The organism is Rhizobium sp. USDA 3886 (assembly GCF_056279785.1).
The window spans coordinates 2,957,335-2,981,561 of the sequence record NZ_JBWCDC010000001.1 but is presented as its reverse complement, the minus strand read 5'-3'; the positions used below and the strand labels follow the sequence as shown (position 1 = coordinate 2,981,561).

Genomic DNA, 24,227 nt, shown 5'->3' with positions numbered 1-24,227 from the left:
ATTGCGCTCCTGCGCTGGAAAGGGCCAAGGAATTATCTTGCATAACTTCTGCAAGATATGTAGAAAAGTCCTACATTTTTCCTGCAAGAAATCAAGCGGCATTTTTTGCTTCAAACATCACGCTTTTTGATGGATGCTCGCGCCAAAAGATCCTGACGACGCAGAGCGCCCAAAACAAAACGGAATCAGGGATTTATTGGTTGATGAACAATAACGGTCCGGTGCGCTACAAGGTGGCCGAAGCGGCAAGGCTGGCAGGCATTTCCGCCTCCACGGCGCGCCTTTGGGAAAGCCAGGGCCTGCTTGTCCCCGGTCGCTCGGAGACGGGTCACAGGCAATATAGCGCCGAAGATGTCGCTCGCCTGAAACGGATTTCGTGGTATCGGGTCGGGCGCGGCCTCAATCCGGCGGCAATCCGCGAGGCGCTCGAGAATGAAGAGCCGCTTGCCGAAAACGCCGAGAGTATCGGCACTTCCGATATCGGCCGCAAGCTGCGAAGCCTTCGCCATGCCGCAGGCAAGACGCTTGATCAAGTTGCCGGCGACATGGGCATTACCTCTTCCACGCTCTCGACACTGGAGCGTACCTCACAAGGCGTCAGCTTCAAGACGCTGCACGACCTTGCGGAATATTACGGCACCACTGTCTCGCGCCTTTCCGGCGAGGAGAGCGAAGACGTTCCCGCAATCGTCCGCTCCGGCGAATGGCGCACCTGGCCGCAGACGACGCCCGGTGTCACGGTGCAACTGTTGGCGGAAGGCCGACGGATGATGGATTGCCATCGTTTCGTGCTGGCACCGGGGGCTGCCAGCGAAGGCGCCTACCGGCATGAAGGCGAGGAATTCATGCATGTGCTTTCCGGCCGCCTTGAACTCGTTCTCGATTCCGACCAGTTCTTCGATCTTGGACCCGGCGACTCGCTCTATTTCGAAAGCCGTCGTTATCACTCCTGGCGTAATCGCCATGATGGCGAGACCGTGCTTCTGTGGATCAACACGCCGCCGACATTCTGATCATCCGCCGGGCCGAAGCGGGTATCGCCCCGCATCCCTTTGCGCTATAGCGCGACGTGAGACATTGAAACGATAGAGACAGCCATGGCCGCCACCATCCGTTACCACGAAGGCGATATTTCCTCGGCGGATGCCGACCGGTACACCGGCGCGATCGCCATCGATACCGAAACGCTCGGCCTCGTGCCGCGCCGAGACCGGCTCTGCGTCGTGCAGCTTTCGCCGGGTGACGGCACCGCCGATGTCATCCGCGTTGCTGCCGGACAGAAGGAAGCGCCGAACCTCGTCGCCATGCTCAAGGATCCGGCTCGCCAGAAGATTTTTCACTATGGCCGCTTCGATATCGCCGTGTTGTTCCATACCTTCGGCGTCACCACGGTGCCGGTTTTCTGCACCAAGATCGCATCGCGCCTATGCCGCACCTACACGGATCGCCACGGCCTGAAGGACAATCTCAAGGAAATGCTCGACGTCGACATCTCCAAGGCGCAGCAATCGTCGGATTGGGCAGCGGCAACCCTGTCGCCGGCGCAACTCGAATATGCCGCCTCCGATGTGCTCTACCTGCATGCGTTGCGCGACAAGCTGACCGAGCGGTTGATCCGCGACGGCCGCATCGACCATGCGAATGCCTGCTTCGAATTCCTGCCAACCCGCGCGAAGCTCGATCTGCTCGGCTGGGAAGAGGCCGATATCTTTGCCCATAGCTGAAGTCTTCAAAGCCAGAACATGGCTGCGGCGGCTGGACCGGGATTTTGTCCCCGCCCGGCCGTTAGCGTTTTATTAACGAGTCTCAAGTAAGATTATCGCTAATTTTTATGCATTCGACGGCGCGATGATGCGCCATGCGGACCGGAGGATCTGCGGGAGAATGCGAGGGGCCGGATGAGCGCGGTTCTCTTGTGATCTGCTTCCATCGTCACTTTGTGAAAGAAGGAGCATGCCATGTTGACTCCGGTTCGTGCATCGTCGAACACAAGCCTTTCCTCCCACGGCCAGACAGCGGTGATCGTTGCCAGCGGGCTCGGCCGCTCGGTCGTTGCGCCGACCCCTGTCCAGGCCGTCGAAGCCACAGACCTCAATTCAGCGATTGCCGGCAAGCTCAATATCCTTCTCGCAGCCGCTCGCGAGCGCATGTTCGATGCGCTGCTCGATGCCATCAATGCCGCCTCCCGCGCGCTGCCGCTGCCGCGCCGGGAAGAGGAAAGCAACCTCGTTTTTGCATCGCGCCTGGCAGAAGCCATCCAGAAGCTTCCGGCTGCCCGGATCAACGAGATCGAAACTCAACTTGCGGACGAGGGCCATACCCTGCCGCTGCGGTTGATTGCCGAGGCGCTGAAGAATCCGGCCGGTCCGGAAGCAGCCCGCGTGATCGCCTATCTGGAGACGAACCGTTATAAGGATCGTGACCTGGCGGCTCGCGCCGTCGTTCGCTCCTATCGCCAGAACGATGCTTCGCCTCTGCGCCCGGACCCACGGCCAAACATTCCAATCCAGGAAGAAAAACTGCTACCAATCGCAAAGGCGCAGCAATCGCCCGCACGGGAAGCTCAGGCGTCCCTGCCAACCAAGAGAGTGCTGCCGCTTGCGCCAGCTGTGCTCATTGCCGAATTGGCAGAGCAGCCGGTCAAAATCGTCGAGGCGGCGTTTGACGAGCCTGCGCGCGCAGAGCACAACCCTCTCGAATTCCGCGACGCGGTTGATCTGCAGGCCGAAGATCAGGCTTCGGCGGATACGCCGAAGCTGATCGACGAGCCAATAGACATTGAAGCTCGCATGGCGGCGGTGGACTCCGATCATACGGAACCGGTCATTCCGAGGGTCTGGACCGGTGTTCTTGCCTCGATGACTGAAGAAGCGTCGGAACTCATCGTCGCTATTATCGGCGAGCAGCAAACGTCGACACCCCTGGAAGATCTGGCAGCCGCGCCAGAGACAATCGAGGCGGTGGCCGCAGAAGTGGCAGCAAGGGAAGAACTGGTGCAGGCGGATATTCCCGAGGCCGCGATCCCCGCGAAGCTGCATCAGACAGAGGTGACTGCGCGGCTGCCGGTTGCCGATGCCCCGCAGACCATTCGTCAACAGAAAGAAATCGTGGCGCAGCCGCAGGTTCTTCCTGCCGATATTGTCGAGGCCGCGCAGAAGTCAGGTTTGCTGAAGCCAATTGACGGGATGCCGTACGCCCAGCATCCTTACCAGTTCGCCAAAAGTGGCAACGAACGCCGTGACGGCGAAATGCATCGCCGCGACTACGAAGGCAGTGGCTCCGAGGGCGAGCAGCAAGCCAACACCGGCAGCGAGCATCAGGACGCGGAGGGCGAACGCGAACAACGAGCGGAAGGCGTCGCGCCGGAGGATTTGCCCGAGGTCGATGCAAGAGCATCCGGCGACACCGTTGCCGATCCGGTTTACGCACTCTACCAGCGCATGGCCGGCTGGGAATAGTAAGCACTTCAAACAAACAAAAAACCCGCCGGATCGCTCCGGCGGGTTCCTTCATTTCGAAAGGCTTGTAGCGATTACTCGCCGCGGTTCTTCAGAGCCGCGCCAAGGATGTCGCCGAGCGAAGCACCGCTATCGGATGAACCGAACTGAGCGACAGCTTCCTTCTCTTCTGCGATTTCCAAAGCCTTGATGGACAGCATGATCTTGCGGTCCTTCTTGGAGAAGTTGGTGACGCGGGCGTCAACAACCTGGCCAACCGAGAAGCGTTCCGGACGCTGCTCGTCGCGGTCGCGCGAGAGGTCTGCGCGGCGGATGAACGAGGTGATGTCTTCGTGGTCGACGAGCTTCACTTCGATGCCACCGTCGTTGACCGCGATGACTTCGCAGGAAACGACTGCATTCTTGCGCAAGTCGCCAGAAGCCGCGGCTTCGCCAACTGCATCCTTGCCGAGCTGCTTAATGCCGAGCGAGATGCGCTCCTTTTCGACGTCAACATCGAGAACGACAGCCTTGACGACGTCGCCCTTGTTGAACTCTTCGATGACCTGTTCGCCTGGACGGTTCCAGTCGAGGTCGGAGAGGTGCACCATGCCGTCAACGTCGCCGTCGAGGCCGATGAACAGGCCAAATTCGGTCTTGTTCTTGACTTCGCCTTCGACTTCAGTGCCAGCCGGATGGTTACGGGCGAATGCTGCCCACGGATTTTCCAGCGTCTGCTTGAGGCCGAGCGAAATACGGCGCTTGGACGGATCGACCTCGAGAACGACGACTTCGACTTCCTGGCTCGTGGACAAGATCTTGCCGGGGTGTACGTTCTTCTTGGTCCAGGACATTTCCGAAATGTGGATCAGGCCTTCGATACCCGGCTCCAGCTCAACGAACGCACCGTAGTCGGTGATGTTCGTGACGGTGCCGGAAATCTTCTTGCCTTCCGGATACTTGGCCTGGATGCCATCCCACGGATCGCTCTCGAGCTGCTTCATGCCGAGCGAGATGCGGTGGGTTTCCTGGTTGATGCGGATGATCTGAACCTTGACCTGCTGGCCAATGTTCAGGATTTCCGACGGATGGTTCACACGGCGCCATGCCATGTCGGTGACGTGCAGCAGGCCGTCGATGCCGCCGAGGTCAACGAATGCACCGTAATCGGTGATGTTCTTGACGACGCCGTCGACAACCTGACCTTCTTCAAGGTTCTGAACGATTTCAGAACGCTGCTCGGCACGGGATTCCTCCAGAACCGTACGGCGCGAAACCACGATGTTGCCGCGACGCTTGTCCATCTTGAGGATTTCGAAGGGCTGCGGATTGTGCATCAGCGGGGAAACGTCGCGGATCGGGCGGATATCGACCTGAGAACGCGGCAGGAAGGCGATCGCACCGTCGAGGTCGACCGTGAAGCCGCCCTTGACCTGGTTGAAGATCACGCCTTCGACGCGCTCGCCGGCTTCGAACTTGGCTTCAAGCTTGATCCAGCTTTCTTCGCGGCGAGCCTTCTCGCGCGACAGAACCGCTTCGCCAAGCGCGTTTTCGATGCGCTCGACATAAACTTCGACTTCGTCGCCGACCTTCAGCGAACCGTCCTTGGCTTTCGCGCCGAATTCCTTGAGCGCGATGCGGCCTTCGACCTTCAGGCCGACGTCGACAACGGCGACATCCTTTTCGATGCCGGTGACGATGCCCTTGGTGACATAGCCTTCAGCCAGATCGTTCTTGGCAAAGGACTCTTCGAGAAGGGCCGCGAAATCCTCGCGAGAGGGAGTAGCTACTGACATAAAATCTCCTGCGTGACCTTTGATACTGACAAGGCCCACGTATGCGCCGGTTGGTTCGTGTTGAACGGGCCTGAACCCAGTCCGCTTCCCTGCAAGGAAGCAATCCGGCGCTTGGACGGAATTTCAGGCTTTTAGTAAAGCGCTTCCCGGCAAAAGCACGGCAAATCGCTCGAATTCAGTTATTTCGGCTCAATGCCGCGTCGATGATCGATTTCGCAGCTTGAAACGCGGCCTCTATACTCATTTCCGACGTATCAAGCAAGTGCGCGTCTTCCGCTGGTTTCAAGGGGCTGTCAGCCCGTCCCATATCGCGTTCGTCGCGCCGCTTCACGTCCTCGAAGATCGCATCGAAATCCGCCGTTTCGCCCTTGCCGATGATCTCGTCGTAGCGGCGCTTGGCGCGCACCTCCGGGGAAGCCGTCACATAGAGCTTCACCGTCGCAGCCGGGCACACGACGGTGCCGATATCCCGTCCGTCGAGCACTGTTCCCGGAGCCTTCTCCGAAAAACGCCGCTGCGCCTCCACCAGCGCCCGGCGTACTGTAGGCATCACGGCAATCTTCGAGGCGGCTTCGCCGATCTCGTGTTTCGAAAGTATATCGCGATCCAGCCCGCCAAGTTCAACCTCGCGCGCCATCTTTTCTGCGACCTGTTCGTCATCAAGCGCCAGTCCCGCATCGAGCAACGCCTTCGCTGTCGCCCGATACGTCAGTCCAGTATCCAGATGGTGGAAGCCGTATTCATCCGCAATCTGCCGCGAAAGCGTGCCTTTGCCCGCCGCTGCCGGTCCGTCGATGGCGATCGTAAATGTCCTGCTCAATGGTTTCCTTTCAGGCTGCCGATCAGCTGGTGCCGGGTCGCCAGATCATCTTCCCTGAAATGGGACGGTTGATACATCTGCTTCTCGCTGGCTTGTCGTTTCTGGCGCTACCTAACACAATGTTATTTGCCGGTCATCGGACGTTCATTTCACGATGCTGATTGCTGTGTGAAATTTGGCTTTGACATCATTAGCAGCAACGATTATGGGGACCGGCTTATAAATTCCGATGGAACGCCGGTTTGAACGGCATTTGCCGAATTTAGCATTCGGCCATTCTCACGAGGCTTATAGTGGCGAAAGCGGAACTTGGAACCAAGCGTACCGATCCGGAAACCGGCAAGAAATTCTATGACCTGAACCGGGATCCGATCGTTTCTCCTTATACAGGCAAGTCCTATCCGTTGTCCTTCTTCCAGGAAACCTCGGCTGCGGCGGCCGAGCTCGCAGAAGAAGACGAGGTGCAGGAAGTCGATACCGAGAGCACGGAAGTCGAACTCGTATCACTGGAGGACGCTGATGAAGGCGCATCCGGCGACGATATCCCCGATATCGGCGATGACGACGTCGAAATCGAAGGCGATGACGACGACACCTTCCTCGAAGCCGACGAAGATGACGAAGATGACGACATGAGCGACATCATCGGCGTCACCGGCGACGAAGACGAAGTCTGATCGTAATGCGCGGCCCGGACGACAAAAAAACTCCGGGCCGGCTTTTTAGGCTTGCCATCTGCGAAAACCGCAAGTATGAAGCCGCCACTTCGAACGGCAAACGCCTCCGAAGTATCCCAGGACCGGAAAAATGCCGGACCACCCTGATGGGGCTATAGCTCAGCTGGGAGAGCGCTTGCATGGCATGCAAGAGGTCAGCGGTTCGATCCCGCTTAGCTCCACCAATTCCTACCGAATCGATTTAACACTTCTGAACACGTGCCTTTGCTGACTGTAGCCCGCAGCAGATGCCTCGCCACTAGTAGCGGTAATAGCCGTATACTGGACGCAGGTGACGCTTGTGCTTGATTTGGGCTCAGTTTTCGAGTTCGAGCCTCAGCATCAACTGAACAGCTCTCAAATTGCCGCTATTTAAGGTTCTGTGCCGAGACACAAGATGATCGGCCGGCTGTCCAGGCGGTGGCCTTCGGCGGATGATCTTCGCAACGGTCAAGCACGCGGCCGTCACCTCCAACCCTTGCCATTCACCCCACTTCGGCATAGCTCTGCCCCGACGCCCTGAATCCGGATATTCGATGCCCCACAAGGTCTCTCTTTCCCGCCTGAAGCTGACCGATTTTCGCAATTATGCTGCAGCTTCGCTCGTGCTCGACGAGCGGCATGTCGTGCTGACGGGGAACAATGGTGCCGGCAAGACCAATCTCATGGAGGCGATTTCCTTCCTCTCGCCGGGGCGCGGTCTTCGCCGCGCCACTTATTCCGATGTTACCCGCGTCGGGGCCTCGTCCGGGTTTTCGGTCTTCGCTGAGCTTAATGGCATGGAAGGCCAGGTCGAAATCGGCACCGGGGCAGACATCAGTGACGAGAATACCGGCCGCAAGCTGCGCATCAACGGCACGCCAGCCAAAACGGTCGACGAGCTGACGGATCACCTGCGTGTGCTCTGGTTGACGCCTGCCATGGATGGCCTTTTTACCGGCGGATCTTCAGACCGGCGCCGCTTTCTCGACCGGCTCGTGCTGTCGCTTGACCCGGCGCATGGGCGCCGTGCCAGCGATTTCGAGCGCGCCATGCGCAGCCGCAACAAGCTCCTGGACGAAGGTCGGTTCGACCCCTCCTGGCTCTCTGGCATCGAAGAGCAGATGGCGAGCCTCGGTATCGCCATGGCGCTTGCACGTCAGGAAATGCTCGGCCTGATTGCCCGCCTCATCGAGGAAACGCGCGAAACCTCGCCCTTTCCCTCCGCCGCGCTCGAGCTTTCCGGCTTCATGGATGGCCAGCTCGGGCGGCCTTCCGTCGATCTCGAAGACGAATATGCTGCAATGCTTGCCGAGAGCCGTTATCGCGACGCCGGCGCTGGCCGCACACTTGACGGTCCGCACCGGGCCGACCTTCTCGTCCGACATCGCGAGAAACAGATGGAAGCCGAGCGCTGCTCGACCGGCGAACAGAAGGCGCTGCTGGTCGGCCTGATCCTCGCGCATGCCAAGCTTGTCGCCAATCTCACCGGGCATGCGCCGGTTCTGCTTCTCGACGAAATCGCTGCCCATCTCGACGAGGGGCGCCGCGCCGCGCTCTTCGATCTCATCGATGCGCTTGGCGGCCAAGCCTTCATGACCGGCACCGATCGCTCGATGTTTTCTGTCCTTGGCGACCGCGCACAATTTTTCACCGTTGCCGATAGCCGGGTTTTCGAATGACCGATGCTGCTTTCCTCGCGCCTTCCGGCCATGATAGCATCGCGCCCATGGAACCTCTGAGCCCGGAAGAAATCGCCCGATACCAACGCCATATCCTGCTGCCGGAAATCGGCGGGACGGGCCAGCAAAGACTGAAGGCCGCCCGTGTGCTGGTGATAGGTGCAGGCGGTCTTGGCGCACCAGTTTTGCAGTATCTGGCAGCCGCCGGGGTCGGCACGCTCGGCATTGCCGATGATGATCGCGTTTCGCTTTCCAACCTCCAGCGCCAGGTCATCCATGATTCCGGCACCATCGGCGAATTGAAGACGCAGAGTGCCGCCTTTGCAATTGCGCGGCTGAACCCGCATGTGAAGATCATCCGCTTCGAAGAGCGCTTTTCGCCGGAGTCCGCCCGCCGCCATCTCTCAGGCTTCGATCTCCTCATCGATGCATCTGACAATTTCGAAACGCGCTACGCTGCAGCCGATGCAGCCGAGAAGGCGGAAATTCCGCTCGTCAGCGGCGCTGTCGGCCGTTTCGACGGTTCTTTGACTGTGTTGAAACCTTACGAACGAGCTGAAGATGGCGCGCTCAACCCGACCTATCGCGATCTCTTTCCCGAAATCCCGCCGGAGGGTCTCATTCCCGCCTGCGCCGAAACCGGCATCATCGGCGCTCTCACCGGCGTCATCGGAACGCTGATGGCAATGGAGGCGATCAAGCTCGTCACCGGCGCTGGCGAGCCGCTGGTTGGCCGATTGCTGCTCTATGATGCGCTTGCCGCCCGCTTCGAGACCGTCCGTTACAAACGCCGCCGCACGAAAGAGCCGGGCGTTTCATGAAGATCGCCCGGATCGATGAGAGTTTCAGTCGCTGGAACGAATTGCTGCAACTGATCCTCTCGTCCTTCGCCTACATGAATGGCCGTATCAACCCGCCGTCTTCGGCCCTCAGCCTGACACTGCAATCGCTTGCCGAAAAGGCGACAACCGAAATCGGCTACGTTGCGCTTGAAGATGAGGATTTGCTTGGCAGCATGTTTCTGAGGCCTGAACCGGAGTGTCTTTACCTCGGCAAACTCGCAGTCGCGCCGAAGGCGCAAGGTAAGAGCGTTGGCAGGAAGCTGCTGCAGCTCGCAGAAGCTATTGCGAGAGAGCGCAGTTTGCCCACGCTGCGGCTCGACACGCGTATCGAATTGACCGACAACCATACCGTCTTTGCCGCCTGGGGTTTTGTGAAGACGGCCGAAAAATCCCATCCGGGCTTCGATCGCGTTACCTATATCGAAATGCGCAAGGTTCTCGGCACTTAACGGCCGGGCAGCACGCGGTTCGGCGGGCGGTGGCCATCGATGAAGGCGCGGATGTTGATGATCACCTTGTCGCCCATGTCGATGCGGCCTTCAATCGTCGCCGAACTCATATGCGGGAGCAGCACCACCTTGCCCTCGTTCGCAAGCTTGACGAGCTTCAGGTTAACGGCAGGTTCGTTTTCGAAAACGTCGAGGCCGGCGCCGGCGATCTTTCCTTCCCTCAAGCATTTGATCAAGGCGGCTTCATCCACGACGTCGCCGCGCGCCGTGTTGACGATATAGGCCGTTGGCTGCAGCAATGCGAGGCGCCGCGCGGAAATCAGATGGAAGGTCGCCGGCGTCGAAGGGCAATTGATGGAGACGATATCGACCCGCGCCAGCATCTGGTCGAGGCTTTCCCAATAAGTCGCCTCAAGTTCGTCCTCGGTCGCCGGGCTCACCCGCTTGCGGTTGTGATAGTGGATCGACAGGCCGAATGCCTTGGCGCGGCGCGCGACAGCCGTGCCTATCCGGCCCATGCCGACAATGCCGATGCGCTTGCCGTGAATGCGCCGGCCGAGCATCCAGGTCGGTGACCATCCCGCCCATTCGCCGGGTTTGTCGGTAAGCACCCGTGCACCTTCACCGAGACGCCGCGGTACCGCGAGGATGAGCGCCATGGTCATGTCGGCCGTGTCCTCGGTCAGAACATTCGGCGTGTTGGTGACAGTAATGCCCTTGCGGGCTGCCGCCTCGACGTCGATGTGGTCGGTGCCATTCGAAAAGCTCGCGATGAGCTTCATCTGCGGCCCGGCCTGCTCGATAAGAGCCGCATCGATTCGGTCCGTTACCGTCGGCACAAGAACATCGGCTGTTTTTACAGCCTCGATAAGCTCGACAACGGAGCGCGGCGAATCGTCGATATTGAGCTCGGCGTCGAAAAGCTCCCGCATGCGGGTTTCCACCGCATCCGGCAGTTTCCGGGTGATGTAAACCTTCGGTTTTTTCTTCGATGTCATCGCGGCTCGGCCATGCCTTGTTCAGAGGTCCTTAACCAAGACGGGGGATAATTTTCCCGTCTCGGGCAATTTCTACCAGACCCGCACGCGAAGACAAACAAAACTCGCGGGTAGCGTTAGGTGAATGTCAAACCGGGGGGCAAGCAGGCTGGATCTGCTGGCGAACTTGAGCGAACGGAAGCCTCTATGCGTGGAAAATATCTGAAGGTCTGCCTCGTCTTTGCGGTTGGTCTGATGTTTGCGGCGGAAGCCGTCGAACCTGCGTATGCGCAAGTGGCAAAAGGCCCGAGCGGCTTACCGCTTCCGCGGTTCGTCACGTTGAAGTCGAAGCGTGTCAATCTGCGCATCGGCCCCGGCACGGATTACGCCGCGTCGTGGATGTATCTGAAGGCAGGCCTGCCGGTCGAGATTATCCAGGAATACGACAACTGGCGCCGTATCCGCGATGCGGATGGCACGGAAGGCTGGGTCAACCAATCGCTGCTGTCTGGTCAGCGCGCGGCGGTTGCTGCACCGTGGATGAAGGGCAAGGGCAAGTTCGTCTATGTCAACATGCGCCGTGAGCCGCAGTCGTCGGCGACGGTCGTCGCCAAGCTGGAGCCGGGTGTGATGATCCATATCGCCGAATGCAATGGCGATTGGTGTCATGCCGAAGCCGACGGCGCCGAAGGTTGGGTGGCGCAGTCGGAAATCTGGGGCGCTTACCCGGGCGAAGCCTTCAAGTAAGCTGCGCGTCGCGGGCGGCTTCGGAAAGCGATTTCATCGGCCGCGGTCCGATCTGCTGGATGACGATCCCAGCTGCAAGGCAGCCAAGCTTGCCGCAATCTTCCAGCGTCCGCCCCTGTGTATAGCCATAAAGGAAACCTGACGCGAAGAGATCGCCGGCACCGGTCGTATCGACCACTTCCTTGATGCGGATTGCATCGACATACCAGCGCTCGTTGCCCTTGAGCATAACGGCGCCGTTTTCGCTCATCGTCACGGCCGCGATCTTGCAATCCTTGGTGATCTTGTTGAGCGCTTCCTCGAAATCGTCCGTTTCGTAGAGTGCGAGCACTTCTTGCCGGTTGGCGAACACGATGTCGACGGTGCCGGATCGCATAAGTTCGAGGAACTCGGCACGGTAGCGATCGACGCAGAAGCTGTCCGAAAGCGTCATGGAGACTTCGCGGCCGTTCTCATGTGCGATACGGGCGCATTCGCGAATCGCTTCCTTGGCGCGCGGCGGATCCCAGAGGTAGCCTTCGAAGTATGTCACCTTGGCTTGCGCCACGACATCGGGTTCGACGTCTTCCGGGCCGAGCTCGACGCAGGCGCCGAGATAGGTATTCATCGAGCGTTCGCCATCGTCGGTGACGAAGATCATTGAGCGGGCGGTCGGCGGGAACGTGCCCTTTGGTTTCGTCTGGTAGTGTACGCCCTGCGCCCGGATGTCGTGGGCGAAAATCTCGCCGAGCTGATCTTCCGCGACCTTGCCGAAATAGGCGGCCCTGCCGCCGAGGCTTGCAACGCCCGCGGCCGTATTGCCGGCGCTGCCGCCCGAAGCTTCGAGTGCCGGTCCCATACGCGAATAGAGAAGTTCGGCGCGTTCGGCGTCGATAAGGTTCATCGCCGCCTTGGTGATGTTGTTGTCAATGAGGAACTGGTCGTTGCAGCGCGCGATGATATCGACGATGGCGTTGCCGACAGTCAGAACATCGAATTTGGTCATGAAAGGGAAGGTTCCGGATTAGATGATAGCCGGGGTCCGGTCTTACCGGAATTTCCGGGCTTTGGAAGAAAAAACGCAGGCCGGCGGCCTATTTCTTCGCAAAAATGGCGCCGATCCGTCATGCCACTGTCACTTTGGGTTTCTAAATATCTTCAGAAGCAGGCCGGCATGAGCAACCTTTGGGTTGCAGCCGGATGAGAAGGGAATGACGCCCTTCGACTGTACCGGAGCAGGCGCTGACCACGGATGAACTGGCAGCACCGGAACCGGGTATCCGGCAAGTCCGGATGCGAAAAAGCGGGCCGTGCCCGCTTTTTTTGTTTGTGCCGCCAGCATCCGCACATCTCTTTGCCAATCCATTTGTCAACGAAGAAGTTTTGCTGCTAGAGCAGGGTATCCCCGCGCAAGGCATCCCTCCGCATGACAGCCATCATCTTCGACGTCCTTCCCATCTTCATCATGATCCTGATCGGCTGGTTGATCGTCAAAACCGGACTGATGAAGGCGGATGTCGGCGACGCCTTGAGCGAGTTCGTTTTCAAGATTGCCGTCCCGCTGCTCCTTTTCCGCACGATTGCCGAAGCGGATTTTCATGGCGCTTCGCCGTTTCGCCTCTGGATCGCGTATTTCTCCGGCGTTGCGGTGACCTGGACCGCGGGCCACATCGCTGCGACACGTTTTTTTGGCCGTGATGATCGCATCGGCGTGCTCGCCGGCGTTTCGTCGGCATTTGCCAATACTATTTTTGTCGGCCTGCCGCTTGTTCAACGCACCGTCGGCAATGAGGGCCTCGTGCCGCTTTCCATTCTGATCGCCGTGCACCTGCCCGTCATGATGATCATCGGCACGATCATGATGGAGCGGGCAGAGCGCAAGATTGCGGGCAAGGGCGAACGCAACATACTCAACCTCTTTCGCCAGATCGGTCTCAATCTTGTCCGCAATCCGCTCGTTATCGGTCTCGCCGCAGGTGCCGCGGTGCACCTTGCAGGCCTCCCAATGCCGGCTCCGGTGGAATCCATTATCGACCAGCTGGCGGGCGTCGCTGGACCTGTCGCCCTGGTCTCGCTGGGCATGGCGCTTGAAAGATACGGTGTCTCCGGCAATGTCGGCATTGCCAGCGTCACATCTGCCTTCAAACTGCTGTTGCTTCCATGCTGCGTTTGGGCTGCAAGCCATCTGGTTGGACTGACCGCCAGCTGGACCGCTGCACTGGTGTTGATCGCCGCTGTTCCAACCGGTGTCAATGCCTGGCTGATCGCCAATCGTTTCGGCGTTGGCCACAGCCTTGCAGCCTCCACAATTACGGTTACGACGGCACTCGGCGCCATTTCGGTTTCCCTCTGGGCCTACCTGCTCGGCGCTTGACTGCAACAAAAAAGCCCGGCGTCGGCCGGGCTCTCGATTCCGACGGAAAGCTTGCAGGACTACTGCGTAACGGTATCCGGCGCGTTCGGATCCGGCAACGCAACGGGTGCGTCTGCAAGGGTTTGCAGGTAGAGGATCACGTTCGCGCGGTCCTGTTCCTTTGGCAGACCGGCAAAGCCCATGGCCGTGCCCGGAACCTGCTTCTTCGGTGCCAGCAGGAAGTGGTTCAGGTGATCGAAGGTCCACTTTTCGCTGCCGCCCTTGGAGAAATCCTTCATGGCGGAAGAAAAGGCAAAGCCTTCATGCGAAGCGATCGGGCGATCGACGAGACCATAGAGGTTCGGGCCGACTTTGTTCGGCCCTCCCTTCGTCGCGTCATGACAGGACTGACACTTCTTGAATACCGTTTCGCCAGCCTTGGCATCCGCGCTGGCAAGAAGCTTGGCGATCGGAGTTACAGCCGCGGGTGCAGCCTCACCGCCACCGCCAGCAGCAGGCGCCTCTTCTGCGACGATGGCGAAACCTTCCTTCTCCGGCGCTTCGGAGTGGAAGATCCCTTCGGACGCGATCGACACTGACATCAGGACGAAAATCGTTCCGAGCAGCGCCCCAACGCCCATATTGACATAAGAATTCATCTGCAATGCTCCCCGTGCAGTCGGCAGACCCTAAAAAGGCACCATCTTGAAATCGCGCGGAACCTATGTCTTTTGGCAATTCGTTGCAACTGTCTAAATGGTCTTGTACGTGAGACTTTTTGACACTTTCCTGCCTGGAATAGAAGGTCCGAACGATGACTGGTTCAAATTTAGATGACGTGCTGGTTCTGATTCCCGCCCGCATGGCGTCCACCCGCCTTCCCGGCAAGCCGCTGGCCGATATTTGCGGACTGCCGATGATCGTCCAGGTGGCTTTGCGGGCGAAGGAAGCGGAGATCGGACGCGTCGTCGTCGCGGTCGATGATCAGCGGGTATTTGACGTTGTCGCGAAAGCCGGTTTTGAAGTCGTCATGACCAGCAAGGACCATCAGGTAGGGTCCGATCGTATCTATGAGGCTCTGACGAAGGTGGATCCTGAAGGCCGCGCGAAATTCATCGTCAATGTTCAGGGCGATCTGCCAACCGTCGATCGCGAGACAGTGCGTGCGTCGCTGCGTCCATTGGAAAACGAGACGACTGACATCGCAACGCTCGCGGTGGTCATAGACGATGAAGCGGACAAGACTGCGCCGCATATTGTCAAGGTCGTGGGATCGCCGATCTCCGAGACGCGGCTACGATCGCTCTATTTTACCCGAGCAACGGCGCCATACGGCAACGGTCCCCTCTATCACCATATCGGGCTCTATACCTATCGCCGGGCAGCGCTCGAACGCTATGTTTCACTTGGCCCGTCGGTCCTCGAAAAACGCGAATCGCTGGAGCAGCTTCGCGCGCTGGAAGCAGGCATGCGCATCGACGTGGAGATCGTTAAAACCGTTCCGCTTGGGGTCGATACGCCAGCCGATCTCGAGAAAGCCCGCCGCATTCTTTCGGCAAGGAAGGCATGAAGGACATCGTCATGAACATCAAGACCAACCGAATCTCTTTTCAAGGCGAATTCGGCGCGAATTCCGACATGGCCTGCCGTGACATGTTTCCGACAATGGAGCCGTTGCCTTGCCAGACTTTTGAAGACGCCTTCATGGCGGTCGACAATGGCGACGCCGATATTGCGATGATCCCGATCGAAAACACGATCGCGGGCCGGGTCGCCGATATTCATCATCTCCTACCCGAGTCGCGGCTGCACATCATCGCCGAATACTTCATGCCGATCCGCTTTCAGCTGATGGTGCTGCCCGGCGTTTTGAAGGACGAGATACGCACCGTGCATAGCCACATCCATGCGCTAGGCCAATGCCGGAAGATCGTGCGCGCAAATGGCTGGAAGCCGGTGATCGCAGGAGATACGGCTGGTGCCGCGAAGCTCGTCAAGGAAACCGGCGATCGGACCATGGCGGCGCTTGCGCCGCGCCTTGCAGCCGAGCTCTATCACCTTGACATCGTTGCCGAAAATGTCGAGGACACGGAGAGCAATGTTACCCGCTTCGTCGTGCTCTCCCGCGACGAAGAATGGGCAAACCGCGGCTCCGACGAAGAAAAGATCGTCACGACCTTCGTCTTCAACGTCCGAAACATTCCGGCTGCACTCTATAAGGCGCTCGGCGGTTTCGCGACGAACAATATCAACATGACGAAGCTCGAAAGCTATCAGCTCGGCGGCAAATTCGTGGCGACGCAGTTTTATGCAGATATCGAAGGCCATCCGAACGATGCCCATGTGCGCCGGGCTTTGGAAGAGTTGCGGTTCTTTTCGGAGAATGTCCGCATTCTCGGCGTCTACACGGGCCATCCGATGCGGGGCCAACTGCACAAGTGACAGAAGGGCGCCAGCGGGCGCCCTTCTTCCTGTCTTTCACTTGTCCGGTTCGCAAACGCGCAACCGGTGGCCGTCCGGATCGAGCGCGACAAAGGTCGGGCCGAAATCGAGATCGGTCAGCTCCTGAGCAATCGGCAGGCCGCGTCTTCGCCAATCCTCGTATTGTTTGGCAACAGCATTCTCGCCGGTCACCATGAAGGCAACCTCGCCGCGATTGCCGATCGCGGAAGGTTGCGGCGCGACCGTGCTGCGCCGCCAGAGGCCGAGCGTGAAGCCGCCGTCGAGCGGAAACGCGACGAAATTCGGTGCGGCGACACCGGGTTCGCGGCCGAGTAGATCCTGGTAAAAGGTCGCACTTTCCGCGGGATCCTTGACGTAAAGAATGATGAGATTCGGGCTGGTCATATCGTTGTCCCTCGTATTTCGAATTGTTTGGACAGGTTCAGCGCTTGCCGGCGATTGGCCATGGCAAGCGCTGAACCCGCCGTTGATGCGGCGGCGCTACGTCGGCTAGGCGGCGTGGTGAATTCAGTTGCTCTCGTGGTGCGGGTGGTTCCAGTCCATGAAACCGATATCGCGCTTCATGTAATCGGACATCGCATCGAGATCGAGCTGAGGATAGCGGCTCCGCACCATCCTGCGCGATGCGTTGAGCATCATTCGCAGCATCAGAGATTGCGGATATCTCGCTTGTCTGGATGTGTCCTCGGCAACTCGATTTCTGTGCGTCGATCGGGTGGGGTTCAGGCTCGTCATCATCGGTCCTCCGGTTTGGGATTGGTCCGATAATAACGCTGACCACTGTCAGTTTATGGCAGTATCCTCAGGTCTCTGCTGGAACGTCCTGCTGCTCGCGCCATTCCTTGAGAAGAACGGCACGCCGTCGCGGATAGCGCAGCTCCTGGGGCGCTATTTCGACAATGCGGTCAGTGCGGAAGTGGCGGTAATCCTGCCGCAACTCGCACCAGGCGACCATGACGCGGACTTGCTCGAAAAAGCTGATCGCGAAAGGCCAGACGCGGCGGACGGTGACCGCGCCGCTTTCGTCCGTGTAGGTCAGTTTAAGAATACGTTCGGCCCGGATCGCTTTGCGGATGATGCCGAGATCGGCCTTGTCCTCAAAGCGAGGACGGAAATTGACCAGCAGCGTCGAGGTGTCGATCTCGTCGCGCATCTCGCGCGGCAGGACGTCCGCAATCTTCGCCAGCGCGTCGGCGCCGGCGGCAGCAAGACGCGGATCGGCGGCGCGGGCGACCCAGCGCGAACCGAGGACTAGCGCCTCGATTTCGTCCTGCGAAAACATCATCGGCGGCAGCATGAAGCCGGGCTTCAAAACGTAGCCGATGCCCGGTTCGCCTTCGATCAGGGCGCCCTGCCCCTGGAGGCTGGCGATATCGCGATAGAGTGTGCGGATGCTGACGCCTGTTTCCGTCGCCAAGACGGCACCGCTCACCGGACGGCGGTAGCGCCGCAACGTCTGAAGCAGGGTCAGAAGGCGTTCCGAGCGCGCCATCGCATCAGCCTATTGCTTTTTCCACTCCACCCAATCGCGCATCAGGCGGTGCGCGATAGCGCCTTTGGGCGGCGAAGCCTGGCCGTTGGCGCCGGGGCGTTCGAGCATTTCAAGTGTTTCCTCGCGGGTGAACCAGCGGCAATCGTCCAGTTCCGATTCGTCGCGATGGACCTCCGTCGATTTAGCTTCGGCATAGCAGCCGATCATCAGCGTATGCGGCATCGGCCACGGTTGCGAAGCGTGGTAGCGAATCCGGCCAGTCCTGATGCCGGATTCCTCCAGCGTCTCGCGGCGCACGGCATTTTCGATGGTTTCGCCGGGTTCGACGAAACCGGCGAGGCAGGAATACATGCCCGGTGTAAAATGATGGCTGCGGCCGAGCAGGCAAAGGTCGCGCTGTTCGTCGATCGTCAGCATGATGACCACAGGGTCGGTGCGCGGGAAGATCATGTGTTCGCAGGCCGTGCACACCCGCTTATAGCCGCCAATGCGCATCTCCATCGTGCCGCCGCAGCGGCCGCAGAAGCGGTTGTCGCCGTTCCAGCGGATGAGGCTTGCGGCCTGGGCGAATTCACCCAACAGTACTTCGTCAACGAGTTGGTCGCGGTAGAGGGTTCGGCCGTCGGCAGGCTTGTAGTGGCTTTCGAGATCCTCAGCAGGAATCCCGACAGGAACGGCGAGTCGCGGTTCGCCTGTCTTGCGGTAGCCGAGCAAGATCGTCTCGTCCCAATGCGGCTGCAGCTCCTGCAGTTCGTAACGGGCGAACAGCGGATCGAGCACTTGGCCATCATGCTTCAGGACGAGCTTGTCCTTGGCGAAGGCGAAGATATGCGTGCCGTCCTTCGCCAGCGCCCCTTCGACGGACTGCTCATCGCGATGTTCGGAATCGCGGTTGAGGTCGTTTGCGGCGAAGGCCGTGAGATTGCTGGGTTCCGGATGTGGAACATCCGAATCGAAAAGCGAACGGTTCATGATGAAAGGGCTTCCCGCAACTTCGCTATGAATTCATCTCTCTTGCCGGCTTCGTAGGGTTCGGCCTTACCGAAGCTCCAGACAGGGCCTGGCCAGTTGGCATCGCCTTCGACGCGGGCAATGACATGAACATGAAGCTGACGCACGATATTGCCAAGGGCCCCGATATTGATTTTTGTGGCACCAGTGATTTTCTTCAGCGCAGCGGCGGTCATTTCCGTTTCGAAGGTGAGGAGCACCTGATCGAGCGGCGTGAGTTCGAAGAGCTCCGTGATGTTGGCCCTGCGCGGCACCAGGATCAACCACGGCCAGCGAGCGTCTTTCGACAGTCGAAGATCGCACAGACCGGTCTGCATGACGCGGTCGCTGTCGCTCTCGAGCCGGCGGTCGAGAATGAAATCGTCCAACAGGCATTCCTCCATGTTTTTCCTATGATTAGCAGTTTTTTTTGAGCTTGGCTTGCTTTTGATGGCGATATTGCCGATATGTGCATTCGGGAGGTTGGTGGTGGACGAGCCACTCGCCAACCGGGTCAGGTCCGGAAGGAAGCAGCCCTAACGAGCCCGGCACGGGTCATCGTGCCAGCCTCCCACCCTTCTCTCTTCCAAAAATGCCCGGCGTTCCGGGCGATAAGCAGGGCGATGAGCGACACCGAGCGACAGTCACAAGATGCCGCCTCGACGGGCACCGGATACCGGGTGCTGGCACGCAAATACCGCCCCAAGGATTTCACGGACCTCATGGTCGGCCAGGAGCCGATGGTCCGCACGCTAACCAATGCCTTCGAGACCGGCCGGATTGCGCAGGCTTACATGCTGACCGGCGTTCGCGGGGTCGGCAAGACGACGACGGCCCGTATTCTGGCGCGCGCGCTGAATTACAAGACGCCGGACATCGACAAGCCGACGATCGACCTGCGCGTGCCGGGCGAGCATTGCCAGGCGATCATGGAAGGCCGTCATGTCGATGTGATCGAGATGGACGCTGCTTCTCATACCGGTATCGACGATATCCGCGAAATCATCGAGCAGGTGCGTTACCGCCCGGTGTCTGCGCGCTACAAGGTCTATATCATCGATGAAGTGCACATGCTTTCGACGCAGGCTTTCAACGGCTTGCTGAAGACTCTCGAAGAGCCGCCGGAGCATGTGAAGTTCATTTTCGCGACCACCGAAATCCGCAAGGTTCCGATTACCGTTCTGTCGCGCTGCCAGCGCTTCGATCTGCGCCGTATCAGTGCGTCGGATCTCGTCGGCCTGTTCTCGGTCATCGCGGCGAAGGAAGGCATCGATGCGGAGCCGGATGCGCTGGCGATGATCGCGCGCGCTGCCGAAGGCTCGGCACGGGATGGTCTTTCGCTGCTCGACCAGGCAATTGCCCATGGCAGCGGCGCAGTCCAGGCGGAAGCGGTGCGCGGCATGCTCGGCCTTGCCGACCGCGCCCGTATCGTTGATCTCTTCCAGCATGTCGCCAGAGGCGATGTCGCCGCAGCGCTTGCCGAATTCCAGGCGCAGTATGAGGCCGGCGCAAATCCTGTCGTCGTATTGACCGATCTTGCCGATTTCACCCATCTCGTCACCCGGTTGAAATATGTGCCGGACGCCGCTAATGACCCATCGCTTAGCGAAGTCGAGCGCACCAGGGCTTCCGAGTTCGCTAAAGGAATTGCGGTGACGACGCTGTCGCGCATCTGGCAGATGCTGTTGAAAGGCATTCCCGAAACCGAAAACTCTTCGCGCACGGCCGGTGCCGCGGAAATGGTGCTGATCCGGCTTGCGCATGCAGCACATTTGCCGGCACCCGAAGATGCAGCACGGCGGCTCGCCGAGCTCTCCGAGAATGGCGGCTCACGTCCCTCGCCTACGCCGTCGGGTAACGGCGGCAATGGCGCCCATGTACCATATCAATCGGCAATAGCCACACGCGCGACGGAGAGTACGCCGAGGCCGCAGCCTTCGGGGGGAGCGGCCACGATGTTGCGTGCTGTACCCAATTCCGATCCGCAGCCGATGCAGGCAGGCCGCATCGAGACGAAGCCGACGGAAGCGCCGACGCCGCTTGTTCCCGTCAATTCGATCGCCGATATCGTCAATCTCGCGACCGAGAAGCGCGATCCGAAGCTGAAGGCGCTGGTCCGCAATTTCGTTCGGCCGGTGAAGATCGAGAAAGGCCGCCTCGACGTGAACCTCATTGAGGGCGCACCGACGACGCTGCTCAACGAACTGGCTGTCAAACTGAAGGAGTGGACCGGCATCCACTGGATCGTCAGCCTCAGCCGCGAGGCCGGCGATCCGACGATGGTCGAGACGGAAGCCAAGGCCAAGGAGCAGCAGGTAAGCGACGCCCGGCAGGATCCGGATGTGGCAGCGATCCTCGCTCAGTTCCCGGGCGCAAAGATCATCGATGTTAGGGTGAGAGCATCCGAACCGGAAGAGGAGGGCGAGGCGAAGCCGCCCGCGGCCGCCGAATCCGAAGAGGGCGACATTCTGCCGGGCGACGACATAGAATTCTAAGAGTTGAAGAAGGGAGCAGGCGATGCGCGACATCATGGGCATGATGGGCAAAGTCAAGGAAATGCAGGCCAAGATGGAGCAGATGCAGGCGGAAATCGCCGAGCTTCAGGCCGAAGGCAAGGCGGGCGGCGGTCTCGTGACCGTTGTCATCAGCGGCAAGGGTGAACTGAAGAGCCTGAAAATCGACCCGTCGCTCTTCAAAGAAGACGACGTCGAGATCCTCGAAGACCTGATCGTTGCCGCTCATAAGGACGCCAAGGACAAGGCGGAGGCCGCCGCAGCCGAAAAGACCAAGGCGCTCACCGCCGGCCTGCCGATCCCGCCCGGCTTCAAGATGCCGTTCTGAGCTTAGCAGCCATCTTCACGGAGGAGACCGGCGATGACGCTGACCAGTCTCATTGTTTTTGCCGGCGCTCTTTTCATGGCCGCCGGCTCGCCGGGGCCGAGTGTCGCGGCGCTTGTCGCCCGCGTGCTGTCGAAGGGTGCCCGCGATGTTCTGCCCTTTCTCGCCGCCATGTGGATCGGCGAGGCGATCTGGCTGACTTGCGCGGTGGCGGGCCTTGCTGCCGTTGCCGAAACCTTCCATTGGGCCTTCGTCGCCATCAAATGGCTCGGTGTCTGCTACCTACTTTATCTCGCCTGGAAGATGTGGTTCGCCTCGTCTGATACGAGCGAGGAAAAGCTGCCTGAAGCGCAATCCGCCGCAAAACTCTTCTTTGCGGGCATGACGGTGACGCTTGGCAATCCGAAGATCATGATGTTCTACGTCGCCCTGCTGCCATCGATCATCGATATCCATTCGGTGACGATTATTGGTTGGGCAGAACTCGTCGCGACCATGTTCGTCGTGCTGATCCTGATCGACGTTAGCTGGGCACTGCTTGCCGCAAAAGCCCGCGGCTTCCTGAAAAGCCGCCGTGCGGTTCGGATCGCGAACCGTGCCAGCGCCGGAACCATGGCCGGTGCCGCTGTAGCAATCGCGATGCGCTGATCTTAATTGCCAGGCAGCCATTCGGGGTTGCCGGTGCAGACGGCGCATATTTTCAGCATAAGGCCGATTCTTTCCGCGATTCCGTTTTGGCAACATATGAGCTAAGAACGGCAAATGGCAAAGCGAGTCACCGGCCCCGAAATTGAAAAACTCATCCAGCTTCTGGCGAAGGTGCCGGGTCTCGGGCCTCGCTCGGCCCGGCGCGCGGCGCTACACCTGATCAAGAAGAAGGACCAGCTGCTCGGACCGCTGTCGAGCGCGATGGGCGAAGCCTACGAGAAGGTGAAAATCTGCTCGCGCTGCGGCAATGTCGATACAGTCGATCCCTGCACGGTCTGCACCGATGAGCGCCGCGACCAGTCCGTCATCATCGTCGTCGAGGATGTTTCCGATCTCTGGGCATTGGAACGCGCCGGGGTGATGAACGCTGCATATCATGTTCTCGGCGGCACGCTTTCGCCGCTCGATGGCGTCGGGCCGGATGACCTGAACATTCGCGGACTGATCGATCGCGTCGGGGAGGGTGGTATTGGCGAACTCATCATCGCCGTCAACGCGACCGTCGAGGGTCAAACCACAGCGCACTATATAACGGACCAGCTGGCGGGGTTGGACGTGAAGATCACGCGGCTGGCGCATGGCGTGCCGGTCGGCGGCGAACTCGACTACCTCGACGAGGGGACTTTGGCTGCAGCGCTTCGCGCGCGGACAGTGATTTAGGGGAGATGAGTATGAGCATTTTCGGCCGCCTTGCCGTCGTGACTGTAGCGCTAGTGGCGCTGTCGCATTTGCCGGCCGCGGCTGCCTCGAAAGCCGATGTCGAAGCGCAGTTTCGGAAATGGGTTTTGAGTGAATTGCGTCTGGAAGCGGAGAAAAACGGCATATCAGCAAAGACATTCCAGGCGGCTTTTTCGGGCGTGGTACTCAACTGGAGTCTCCCCGATCTTGCACCTCCCGGATTCCCACCGCCGAAGGAACGCAAGCAGACGCAGGCGGAGTTTTCTTCGCCGGGTCCGTATTTCAATGAGGACCGGCTGAAGAAGCTGGCGGCAATCGGACGTGGCTTTGCCTCGCAATATGCCTCGACTCTGAAGCGCATCGAAAAGACTTATGGCGTGCCGGGTTCGATTGTGCTGGCGATCTGGGGCCGCGAGACGGGATTCGGGGCGGCAAAGATCCCCAATTCGGCAATCGCGGTGCTGGCGACCAAGGCCTTCATGTCGACCCGCAAAGAAATGTTCCGTGTCGAGCTGATTGCCGCACTTCACATTCTCGATGGCGGTGATGTGACGCCTGCCGATTTCAAGAGCTCTTGGGCGGGCGCCCTCGGCCAGCCGCAAATTCATGCCGACCAGCTATCTGAAATATGCGGTCGATTTCGATGGTGACGGGCACCGCAATATCTGGACGTCCGTACCGGATACATTTGCCTCCATAGCCAACTATCTTGTCAAGAAGGGCTGGCAGCGCAACCGCGATTGGGGCTTTGAGGTGACGATCCCGGCAACAGTCTCCTGCGCGCAGGAAGGACCGGACCTTGCAAAGCCGCTCTCGCACTGGGCTTCGCTCGGCATCGATCGCATCTCGGGCAAGGCCTTTCCATCCGGCGAGATGAAGGCTGAAGGCATGATGCTGGTGCCGGCCGGGCGTGATGGGCCGGAATTCATCGTCACGCCGAACTTCTACATCATCAAGGAATACAACAACTCCGATCTCTACGCGCTCTACATCGGCAACCTCGCCGACCGGATCGCCCATGGCTCTGGCGCTTTTCAGGGCGCTTGGGGCGATGTCGGCAAAATGCTGCGCTCCGATGTGGCGGCAATGCAGAAGGCGCTGGAACGCCAAGGCTACGACATCGGCGGATCGGACGGCTTGCCGGGCTACAAGACCCGCCGCTCAATCGGGCAATGGCAGGAAAAGAACGGCATGCAACCGACCTGTTTCCCCGATGTTTCGATGAAGGGCAAGCTGAAATAAAGTCCTTAGAGGTTGCGTTTCAGCCCTTCATGGCTCGCA

General features: G+C 59.6%; 25 protein-coding genes, 1 tRNA gene, 1 other RNA gene and 1 pseudogene. 18 read left to right on the top strand and 10 right to left on the bottom strand.

Annotated elements, in window-relative coordinates; translation table 11 throughout:
* Positions 1 to 203: 203 nt before the first annotated feature.
* From ACZ9BX_RS15295 to ACZ9BX_RS15285, 3 genes are all read left to right on the top strand, one after another.
* Positions 204 to 1,013 carry a MerR family transcriptional regulator gene (locus tag ACZ9BX_RS15295; RefSeq protein WP_476218747.1) on the top strand — a complete coding sequence of 270 codons (810 nt, stop codon included), beginning with the start codon at positions 204 to 206 and terminating at the stop codon, positions 1,011 to 1,013.
* Between the two features lie 84 nt (positions 1,014 to 1,097).
* Positions 1,098 to 1,724, top strand: coding sequence for a ribonuclease D (locus ACZ9BX_RS15290; protein WP_476218746.1), 627 nt, complete (start codon positions 1,098 to 1,100; stop codon positions 1,722 to 1,724).
* A 234-nt stretch (positions 1,725 to 1,958) separates the two neighbouring features.
* Complete coding sequence (locus ACZ9BX_RS15285) at positions 1,959 to 3,458, top strand: hypothetical protein (protein WP_476218745.1); 1,500 nt, start codon at positions 1,959 to 1,961, stop codon at positions 3,456 to 3,458.
* Positions 3,459 to 3,532: 74 nt separating this feature from the next.
* Here the strand turns inward: ACZ9BX_RS15285 and rpsA are convergent, their stop codons facing one another.
* Positions 3,533 to 5,233, bottom strand: a complete 1,701-nt coding sequence (gene rpsA, locus ACZ9BX_RS15280) for a 30S ribosomal protein S1 (RefSeq protein ID WP_022713201.1) — start codon at positions 5,231 to 5,233, stop codon at positions 3,533 to 3,535.
* Positions 5,234 to 5,408: 175 nt separating this feature from the next.
* Positions 5,409 to 6,053 (bottom strand): (d)CMP kinase, encoded by a 645-nt coding sequence (gene cmk / locus ACZ9BX_RS15275; RefSeq protein ID WP_476218744.1) that lies wholly within the window; start codon positions 6,051 to 6,053, stop codon positions 5,409 to 5,411.
* A 293-nt stretch (positions 6,054 to 6,346) separates the two neighbouring features.
* Between cmk and ACZ9BX_RS15270 the strand changes: the two genes are divergently transcribed.
* The 5 genes from ACZ9BX_RS15270 (at position 6,347) to ACZ9BX_RS15250 (ending at position 9,721) form a co-directional block, all read left to right on the top strand.
* Positions 6,347 to 6,730 (top strand): TIGR02300 family protein, encoded by a 384-nt coding sequence (locus ACZ9BX_RS15270; RefSeq protein ID WP_027511942.1) that lies wholly within the window; start codon positions 6,347 to 6,349, stop codon positions 6,728 to 6,730.
* 148 nt (positions 6,731 to 6,878) lie between these two features.
* Positions 6,879 to 6,954: transfer RNA gene (locus ACZ9BX_RS15265), tRNA-Ala, on the top strand.
* 351 nt (positions 6,955 to 7,305) lie between these two features.
* Entirely contained in the window at positions 7,306 to 8,430 is a 1,125-nt protein-coding gene (gene recF / locus ACZ9BX_RS15260; protein WP_476218743.1) for a DNA replication/repair protein RecF, read from the top strand.
* Positions 8,427 to 9,251: a molybdopterin-synthase adenylyltransferase MoeB gene (locus ACZ9BX_RS15255; protein ID WP_476218742.1), complete on the top strand. Its 825-nt coding sequence runs from the start codon at positions 8,427 to 8,429 to the stop codon at positions 9,249 to 9,251. The genes recF and ACZ9BX_RS15255 overlap by 4 nt, the downstream gene beginning before the upstream one ends.
* The gene (locus ACZ9BX_RS15250; protein ID WP_476218741.1) at positions 9,248 to 9,721 is read left to right on the top strand and encodes a GNAT family N-acetyltransferase; all 474 of its coding nucleotides are present in this window, start codon (positions 9,248 to 9,250) and stop codon (positions 9,719 to 9,721) included. Before ACZ9BX_RS15255 ends, ACZ9BX_RS15250 begins: the two co-directional genes overlap by 4 nt.
* Here the strand turns inward: ACZ9BX_RS15250 and ACZ9BX_RS15245 are convergent.
* On the bottom strand, positions 9,718 to 10,719 hold the full coding sequence (locus ACZ9BX_RS15245; protein ID WP_132560989.1) for a 2-hydroxyacid dehydrogenase: 1,002 nt from the start codon (positions 10,717 to 10,719) through the stop codon (positions 9,718 to 9,720). The two genes, ACZ9BX_RS15250 and ACZ9BX_RS15245, sit on opposite strands and share 4 nt — an antisense overlap.
* A gap of 186 nt (positions 10,720 to 10,905) precedes the next feature.
* On the opposite strand from ACZ9BX_RS15245, the gene ACZ9BX_RS15240 reads away from it, so the two are divergent.
* Positions 10,906 to 11,445, top strand: a complete 540-nt coding sequence (locus tag ACZ9BX_RS15240) for an SH3 domain-containing protein (RefSeq protein WP_027511935.1) — start codon at positions 10,906 to 10,908, stop codon at positions 11,443 to 11,445.
* Here ACZ9BX_RS15240 and ACZ9BX_RS15235 read toward each other — a convergent pair.
* On the bottom strand, positions 11,438 to 12,430 hold the full coding sequence (locus ACZ9BX_RS15235) for an adenosine kinase (protein WP_476218740.1): 993 nt from the start codon (positions 12,428 to 12,430) through the stop codon (positions 11,438 to 11,440). The genes ACZ9BX_RS15240 and ACZ9BX_RS15235 overlap by 8 nt on opposite strands.
* Positions 12,431 to 12,850: 420 nt before the next feature.
* Between ACZ9BX_RS15235 and ACZ9BX_RS15230 the strand changes: the two genes are divergently transcribed.
* Entirely contained in the window at positions 12,851 to 13,798 is a 948-nt protein-coding gene (locus ACZ9BX_RS15230; protein WP_476218739.1) for an AEC family transporter, read from the top strand.
* Positions 13,799 to 13,857: 59 nt separating this feature from the next.
* Here ACZ9BX_RS15230 and ACZ9BX_RS15225 read toward each other — a convergent pair whose 3' ends face one another.
* The gene (locus ACZ9BX_RS15225; protein ID WP_132560984.1) at positions 13,858 to 14,436 is read right to left on the bottom strand and encodes a c-type cytochrome; all 579 of its coding nucleotides are present in this window, start codon (positions 14,434 to 14,436) and stop codon (positions 13,858 to 13,860) included.
* Positions 14,437 to 14,591: 155 nt separating this feature from the next.
* Here ACZ9BX_RS15225 and ACZ9BX_RS15220 point away from each other — a divergent pair, with 155 nt between their 5' ends.
* Together ACZ9BX_RS15220 and ACZ9BX_RS15215 are read left to right on the top strand one after the other, a co-directional pair.
* Positions 14,592 to 15,347, top strand: coding sequence for a 3-deoxy-manno-octulosonate cytidylyltransferase (locus ACZ9BX_RS15220; protein ID WP_476218738.1), 756 nt, complete (start codon positions 14,592 to 14,594; stop codon positions 15,345 to 15,347).
* Positions 15,348 to 15,358: 11 nt separating this feature from the next.
* A complete protein-coding gene (locus tag ACZ9BX_RS15215; protein ID WP_476220025.1) occupies positions 15,359 to 16,219 on the top strand; it encodes a prephenate dehydratase in 861 nt (286 codons plus the stop codon).
* A 36-nt stretch (positions 16,220 to 16,255) separates the two neighbouring features.
* On the opposite strand, the gene ACZ9BX_RS15210 is transcribed toward ACZ9BX_RS15215, so the two are convergent.
* The 5 genes from ACZ9BX_RS15210 to ACZ9BX_RS15190 all read right to left on the bottom strand — a co-directional run bounded on the left by ACZ9BX_RS15210 (position 16,256) and on the right by ACZ9BX_RS15190 (position 19,111).
* Entirely contained in the window at positions 16,256 to 16,624 is a 369-nt protein-coding gene (locus tag ACZ9BX_RS15210; protein WP_476218737.1) for a VOC family protein, read from the bottom strand.
* Positions 16,625 to 16,747: 123 nt separating this feature from the next.
* Complete coding sequence (locus ACZ9BX_RS15205; RefSeq protein ID WP_281029320.1) at positions 16,748 to 16,879, bottom strand: hypothetical protein; 132 nt, start codon at positions 16,877 to 16,879, stop codon at positions 16,748 to 16,750.
* A 163-nt stretch (positions 16,880 to 17,042) separates the two neighbouring features.
* On the bottom strand, positions 17,043 to 17,732 hold the full coding sequence (locus tag ACZ9BX_RS15200; protein WP_086993732.1) for a helix-turn-helix transcriptional regulator: 690 nt from the start codon (positions 17,730 to 17,732) through the stop codon (positions 17,043 to 17,045).
* 9 nt (positions 17,733 to 17,741) lie between these two features.
* Positions 17,742 to 18,704: an NAD(+) diphosphatase gene (gene nudC, locus ACZ9BX_RS15195; RefSeq protein WP_476218736.1), complete on the bottom strand. Its 963-nt coding sequence runs from the start codon at positions 18,702 to 18,704 to the stop codon at positions 17,742 to 17,744.
* The gene (locus ACZ9BX_RS15190) at positions 18,701 to 19,111 is read right to left on the bottom strand and encodes an HIT domain-containing protein (protein ID WP_179213732.1); all 411 of its coding nucleotides are present in this window, start codon (positions 19,109 to 19,111) and stop codon (positions 18,701 to 18,703) included. Before ACZ9BX_RS15190 ends, nudC begins: the two co-directional genes overlap by 4 nt.
* 89 nt (positions 19,112 to 19,200) lie before the next feature.
* Here ACZ9BX_RS15190 and ffs point away from each other — a divergent pair.
* The 6 genes and pseudogenes from ffs (at position 19,201) to ACZ9BX_RS15160 (ending at position 24,188) form a co-directional block, all read left to right on the top strand.
* An RNA gene (ffs, locus tag ACZ9BX_RS15185) (signal recognition particle sRNA small type) lies at positions 19,201 to 19,297 on the top strand.
* A 48-nt stretch (positions 19,298 to 19,345) separates the two neighbouring features.
* Positions 19,346 to 21,217, top strand: coding sequence for a DNA polymerase III subunit gamma/tau (locus ACZ9BX_RS15180; RefSeq protein WP_476218735.1), 1,872 nt, complete (start codon positions 19,346 to 19,348; stop codon positions 21,215 to 21,217).
* Positions 21,218 to 21,239: 22 nt separating this feature from the next.
* The gene (locus ACZ9BX_RS15175; protein ID WP_027513582.1) at positions 21,240 to 21,563 is read left to right on the top strand and encodes a YbaB/EbfC family nucleoid-associated protein; all 324 of its coding nucleotides are present in this window, start codon (positions 21,240 to 21,242) and stop codon (positions 21,561 to 21,563) included.
* Positions 21,564 to 21,596: 33 nt separating this feature from the next.
* Positions 21,597 to 22,208: a LysE family translocator gene (locus ACZ9BX_RS15170; RefSeq protein ID WP_476218734.1), complete on the top strand. Its 612-nt coding sequence runs from the start codon at positions 21,597 to 21,599 to the stop codon at positions 22,206 to 22,208.
* Between the two features lie 114 nt (positions 22,209 to 22,322).
* On the top strand, positions 22,323 to 22,928 hold the full coding sequence (gene recR, locus ACZ9BX_RS15165; protein WP_476218733.1) for a recombination mediator RecR: 606 nt from the start codon (positions 22,323 to 22,325) through the stop codon (positions 22,926 to 22,928).
* A gap of 5 nt (positions 22,929 to 22,933) precedes the next feature.
* Positions 22,934 to 24,188 (top strand): annotated as a pseudogene (locus ACZ9BX_RS15160) (lytic murein transglycosylase).
* Positions 24,189 to 24,227: the final 39 nt, after the last annotated feature.

Bases quoted from the DNA above. Each gene is read 5' to 3' on its own strand.
- ACZ9BX_RS15295 (WP_476218747.1), top strand. From the start codon at position 204: ATGAACAATAACGGTCCGGTGCGCTACAAGGTGGCCGAAGCGGCAAGG.
- ACZ9BX_RS15290 (WP_476218746.1), top strand. From the start codon at position 1,098: ATGGCCGCCACCATCCGTTACCACGAAGGCGATATTTCCTCGGCGGAT.
- ACZ9BX_RS15285 (WP_476218745.1), top strand. From the start codon at position 1,959: ATGTTGACTCCGGTTCGTGCATCGTCGAACACAAGCCTTTCCTCCCAC.
- rpsA (WP_022713201.1), bottom strand. From the start codon at position 5,233: ATGTCAGTAGCTACTCCCTCTCGCGAGGATTTCGCGGCCCTTCTCGAA.
- recF (WP_476218743.1), top strand. From the start codon at position 7,306: ATGCCCCACAAGGTCTCTCTTTCCCGCCTGAAGCTGACCGATTTTCGC.
- ACZ9BX_RS15255 (WP_476218742.1), top strand. From the start codon at position 8,427: ATGACCGATGCTGCTTTCCTCGCGCCTTCCGGCCATGATAGCATCGCG.
- ACZ9BX_RS15250 (WP_476218741.1), top strand. From the start codon at position 9,248: ATGAAGATCGCCCGGATCGATGAGAGTTTCAGTCGCTGGAACGAATTG.
- ACZ9BX_RS15245 (WP_132560989.1), bottom strand. From the start codon at position 10,719: ATGACATCGAAGAAAAAACCGAAGGTTTACATCACCCGGAAACTGCCG.
- ACZ9BX_RS15240 (WP_027511935.1), top strand. From the start codon at position 10,906: ATGCGTGGAAAATATCTGAAGGTCTGCCTCGTCTTTGCGGTTGGTCTG.
- ACZ9BX_RS15235 (WP_476218740.1), bottom strand. From the start codon at position 12,430: ATGACCAAATTCGATGTTCTGACTGTCGGCAACGCCATCGTCGATATC.
- ACZ9BX_RS15230 (WP_476218739.1), top strand. From the start codon at position 12,851: ATGACAGCCATCATCTTCGACGTCCTTCCCATCTTCATCATGATCCTG.
- ACZ9BX_RS15225 (WP_132560984.1), bottom strand. From the start codon at position 14,436: ATGAATTCTTATGTCAATATGGGCGTTGGGGCGCTGCTCGGAACGATT.
- ACZ9BX_RS15220 (WP_476218738.1), top strand. From the start codon at position 14,592: ATGACTGGTTCAAATTTAGATGACGTGCTGGTTCTGATTCCCGCCCGC.
- ACZ9BX_RS15215 (WP_476220025.1), top strand. From the start codon at position 15,359: ATGAACATCAAGACCAACCGAATCTCTTTTCAAGGCGAATTCGGCGCG.
- ACZ9BX_RS15210 (WP_476218737.1), bottom strand. From the start codon at position 16,624: ATGACCAGCCCGAATCTCATCATTCTTTACGTCAAGGATCCCGCGGAA.
- ACZ9BX_RS15205 (WP_281029320.1), bottom strand. From the start codon at position 16,879: ATGATGCTCAACGCATCGCGCAGGATGGTGCGGAGCCGCTATCCTCAG.
- ACZ9BX_RS15200 (WP_086993732.1), bottom strand. From the start codon at position 17,732: ATGGCGCGCTCGGAACGCCTTCTGACCCTGCTTCAGACGTTGCGGCGC.
- nudC (WP_476218736.1), bottom strand. From the start codon at position 18,704: ATGAACCGTTCGCTTTTCGATTCGGATGTTCCACATCCGGAACCCAGC.
- ACZ9BX_RS15180 (WP_476218735.1), top strand. From the start codon at position 19,346: ATGAGCGACACCGAGCGACAGTCACAAGATGCCGCCTCGACGGGCACC.
- ACZ9BX_RS15175 (WP_027513582.1), top strand. From the start codon at position 21,240: ATGCGCGACATCATGGGCATGATGGGCAAAGTCAAGGAAATGCAGGCC.
- ACZ9BX_RS15170 (WP_476218734.1), top strand. From the start codon at position 21,597: ATGACGCTGACCAGTCTCATTGTTTTTGCCGGCGCTCTTTTCATGGCC.
- recR (WP_476218733.1), top strand. From the start codon at position 22,323: ATGGCAAAGCGAGTCACCGGCCCCGAAATTGAAAAACTCATCCAGCTT.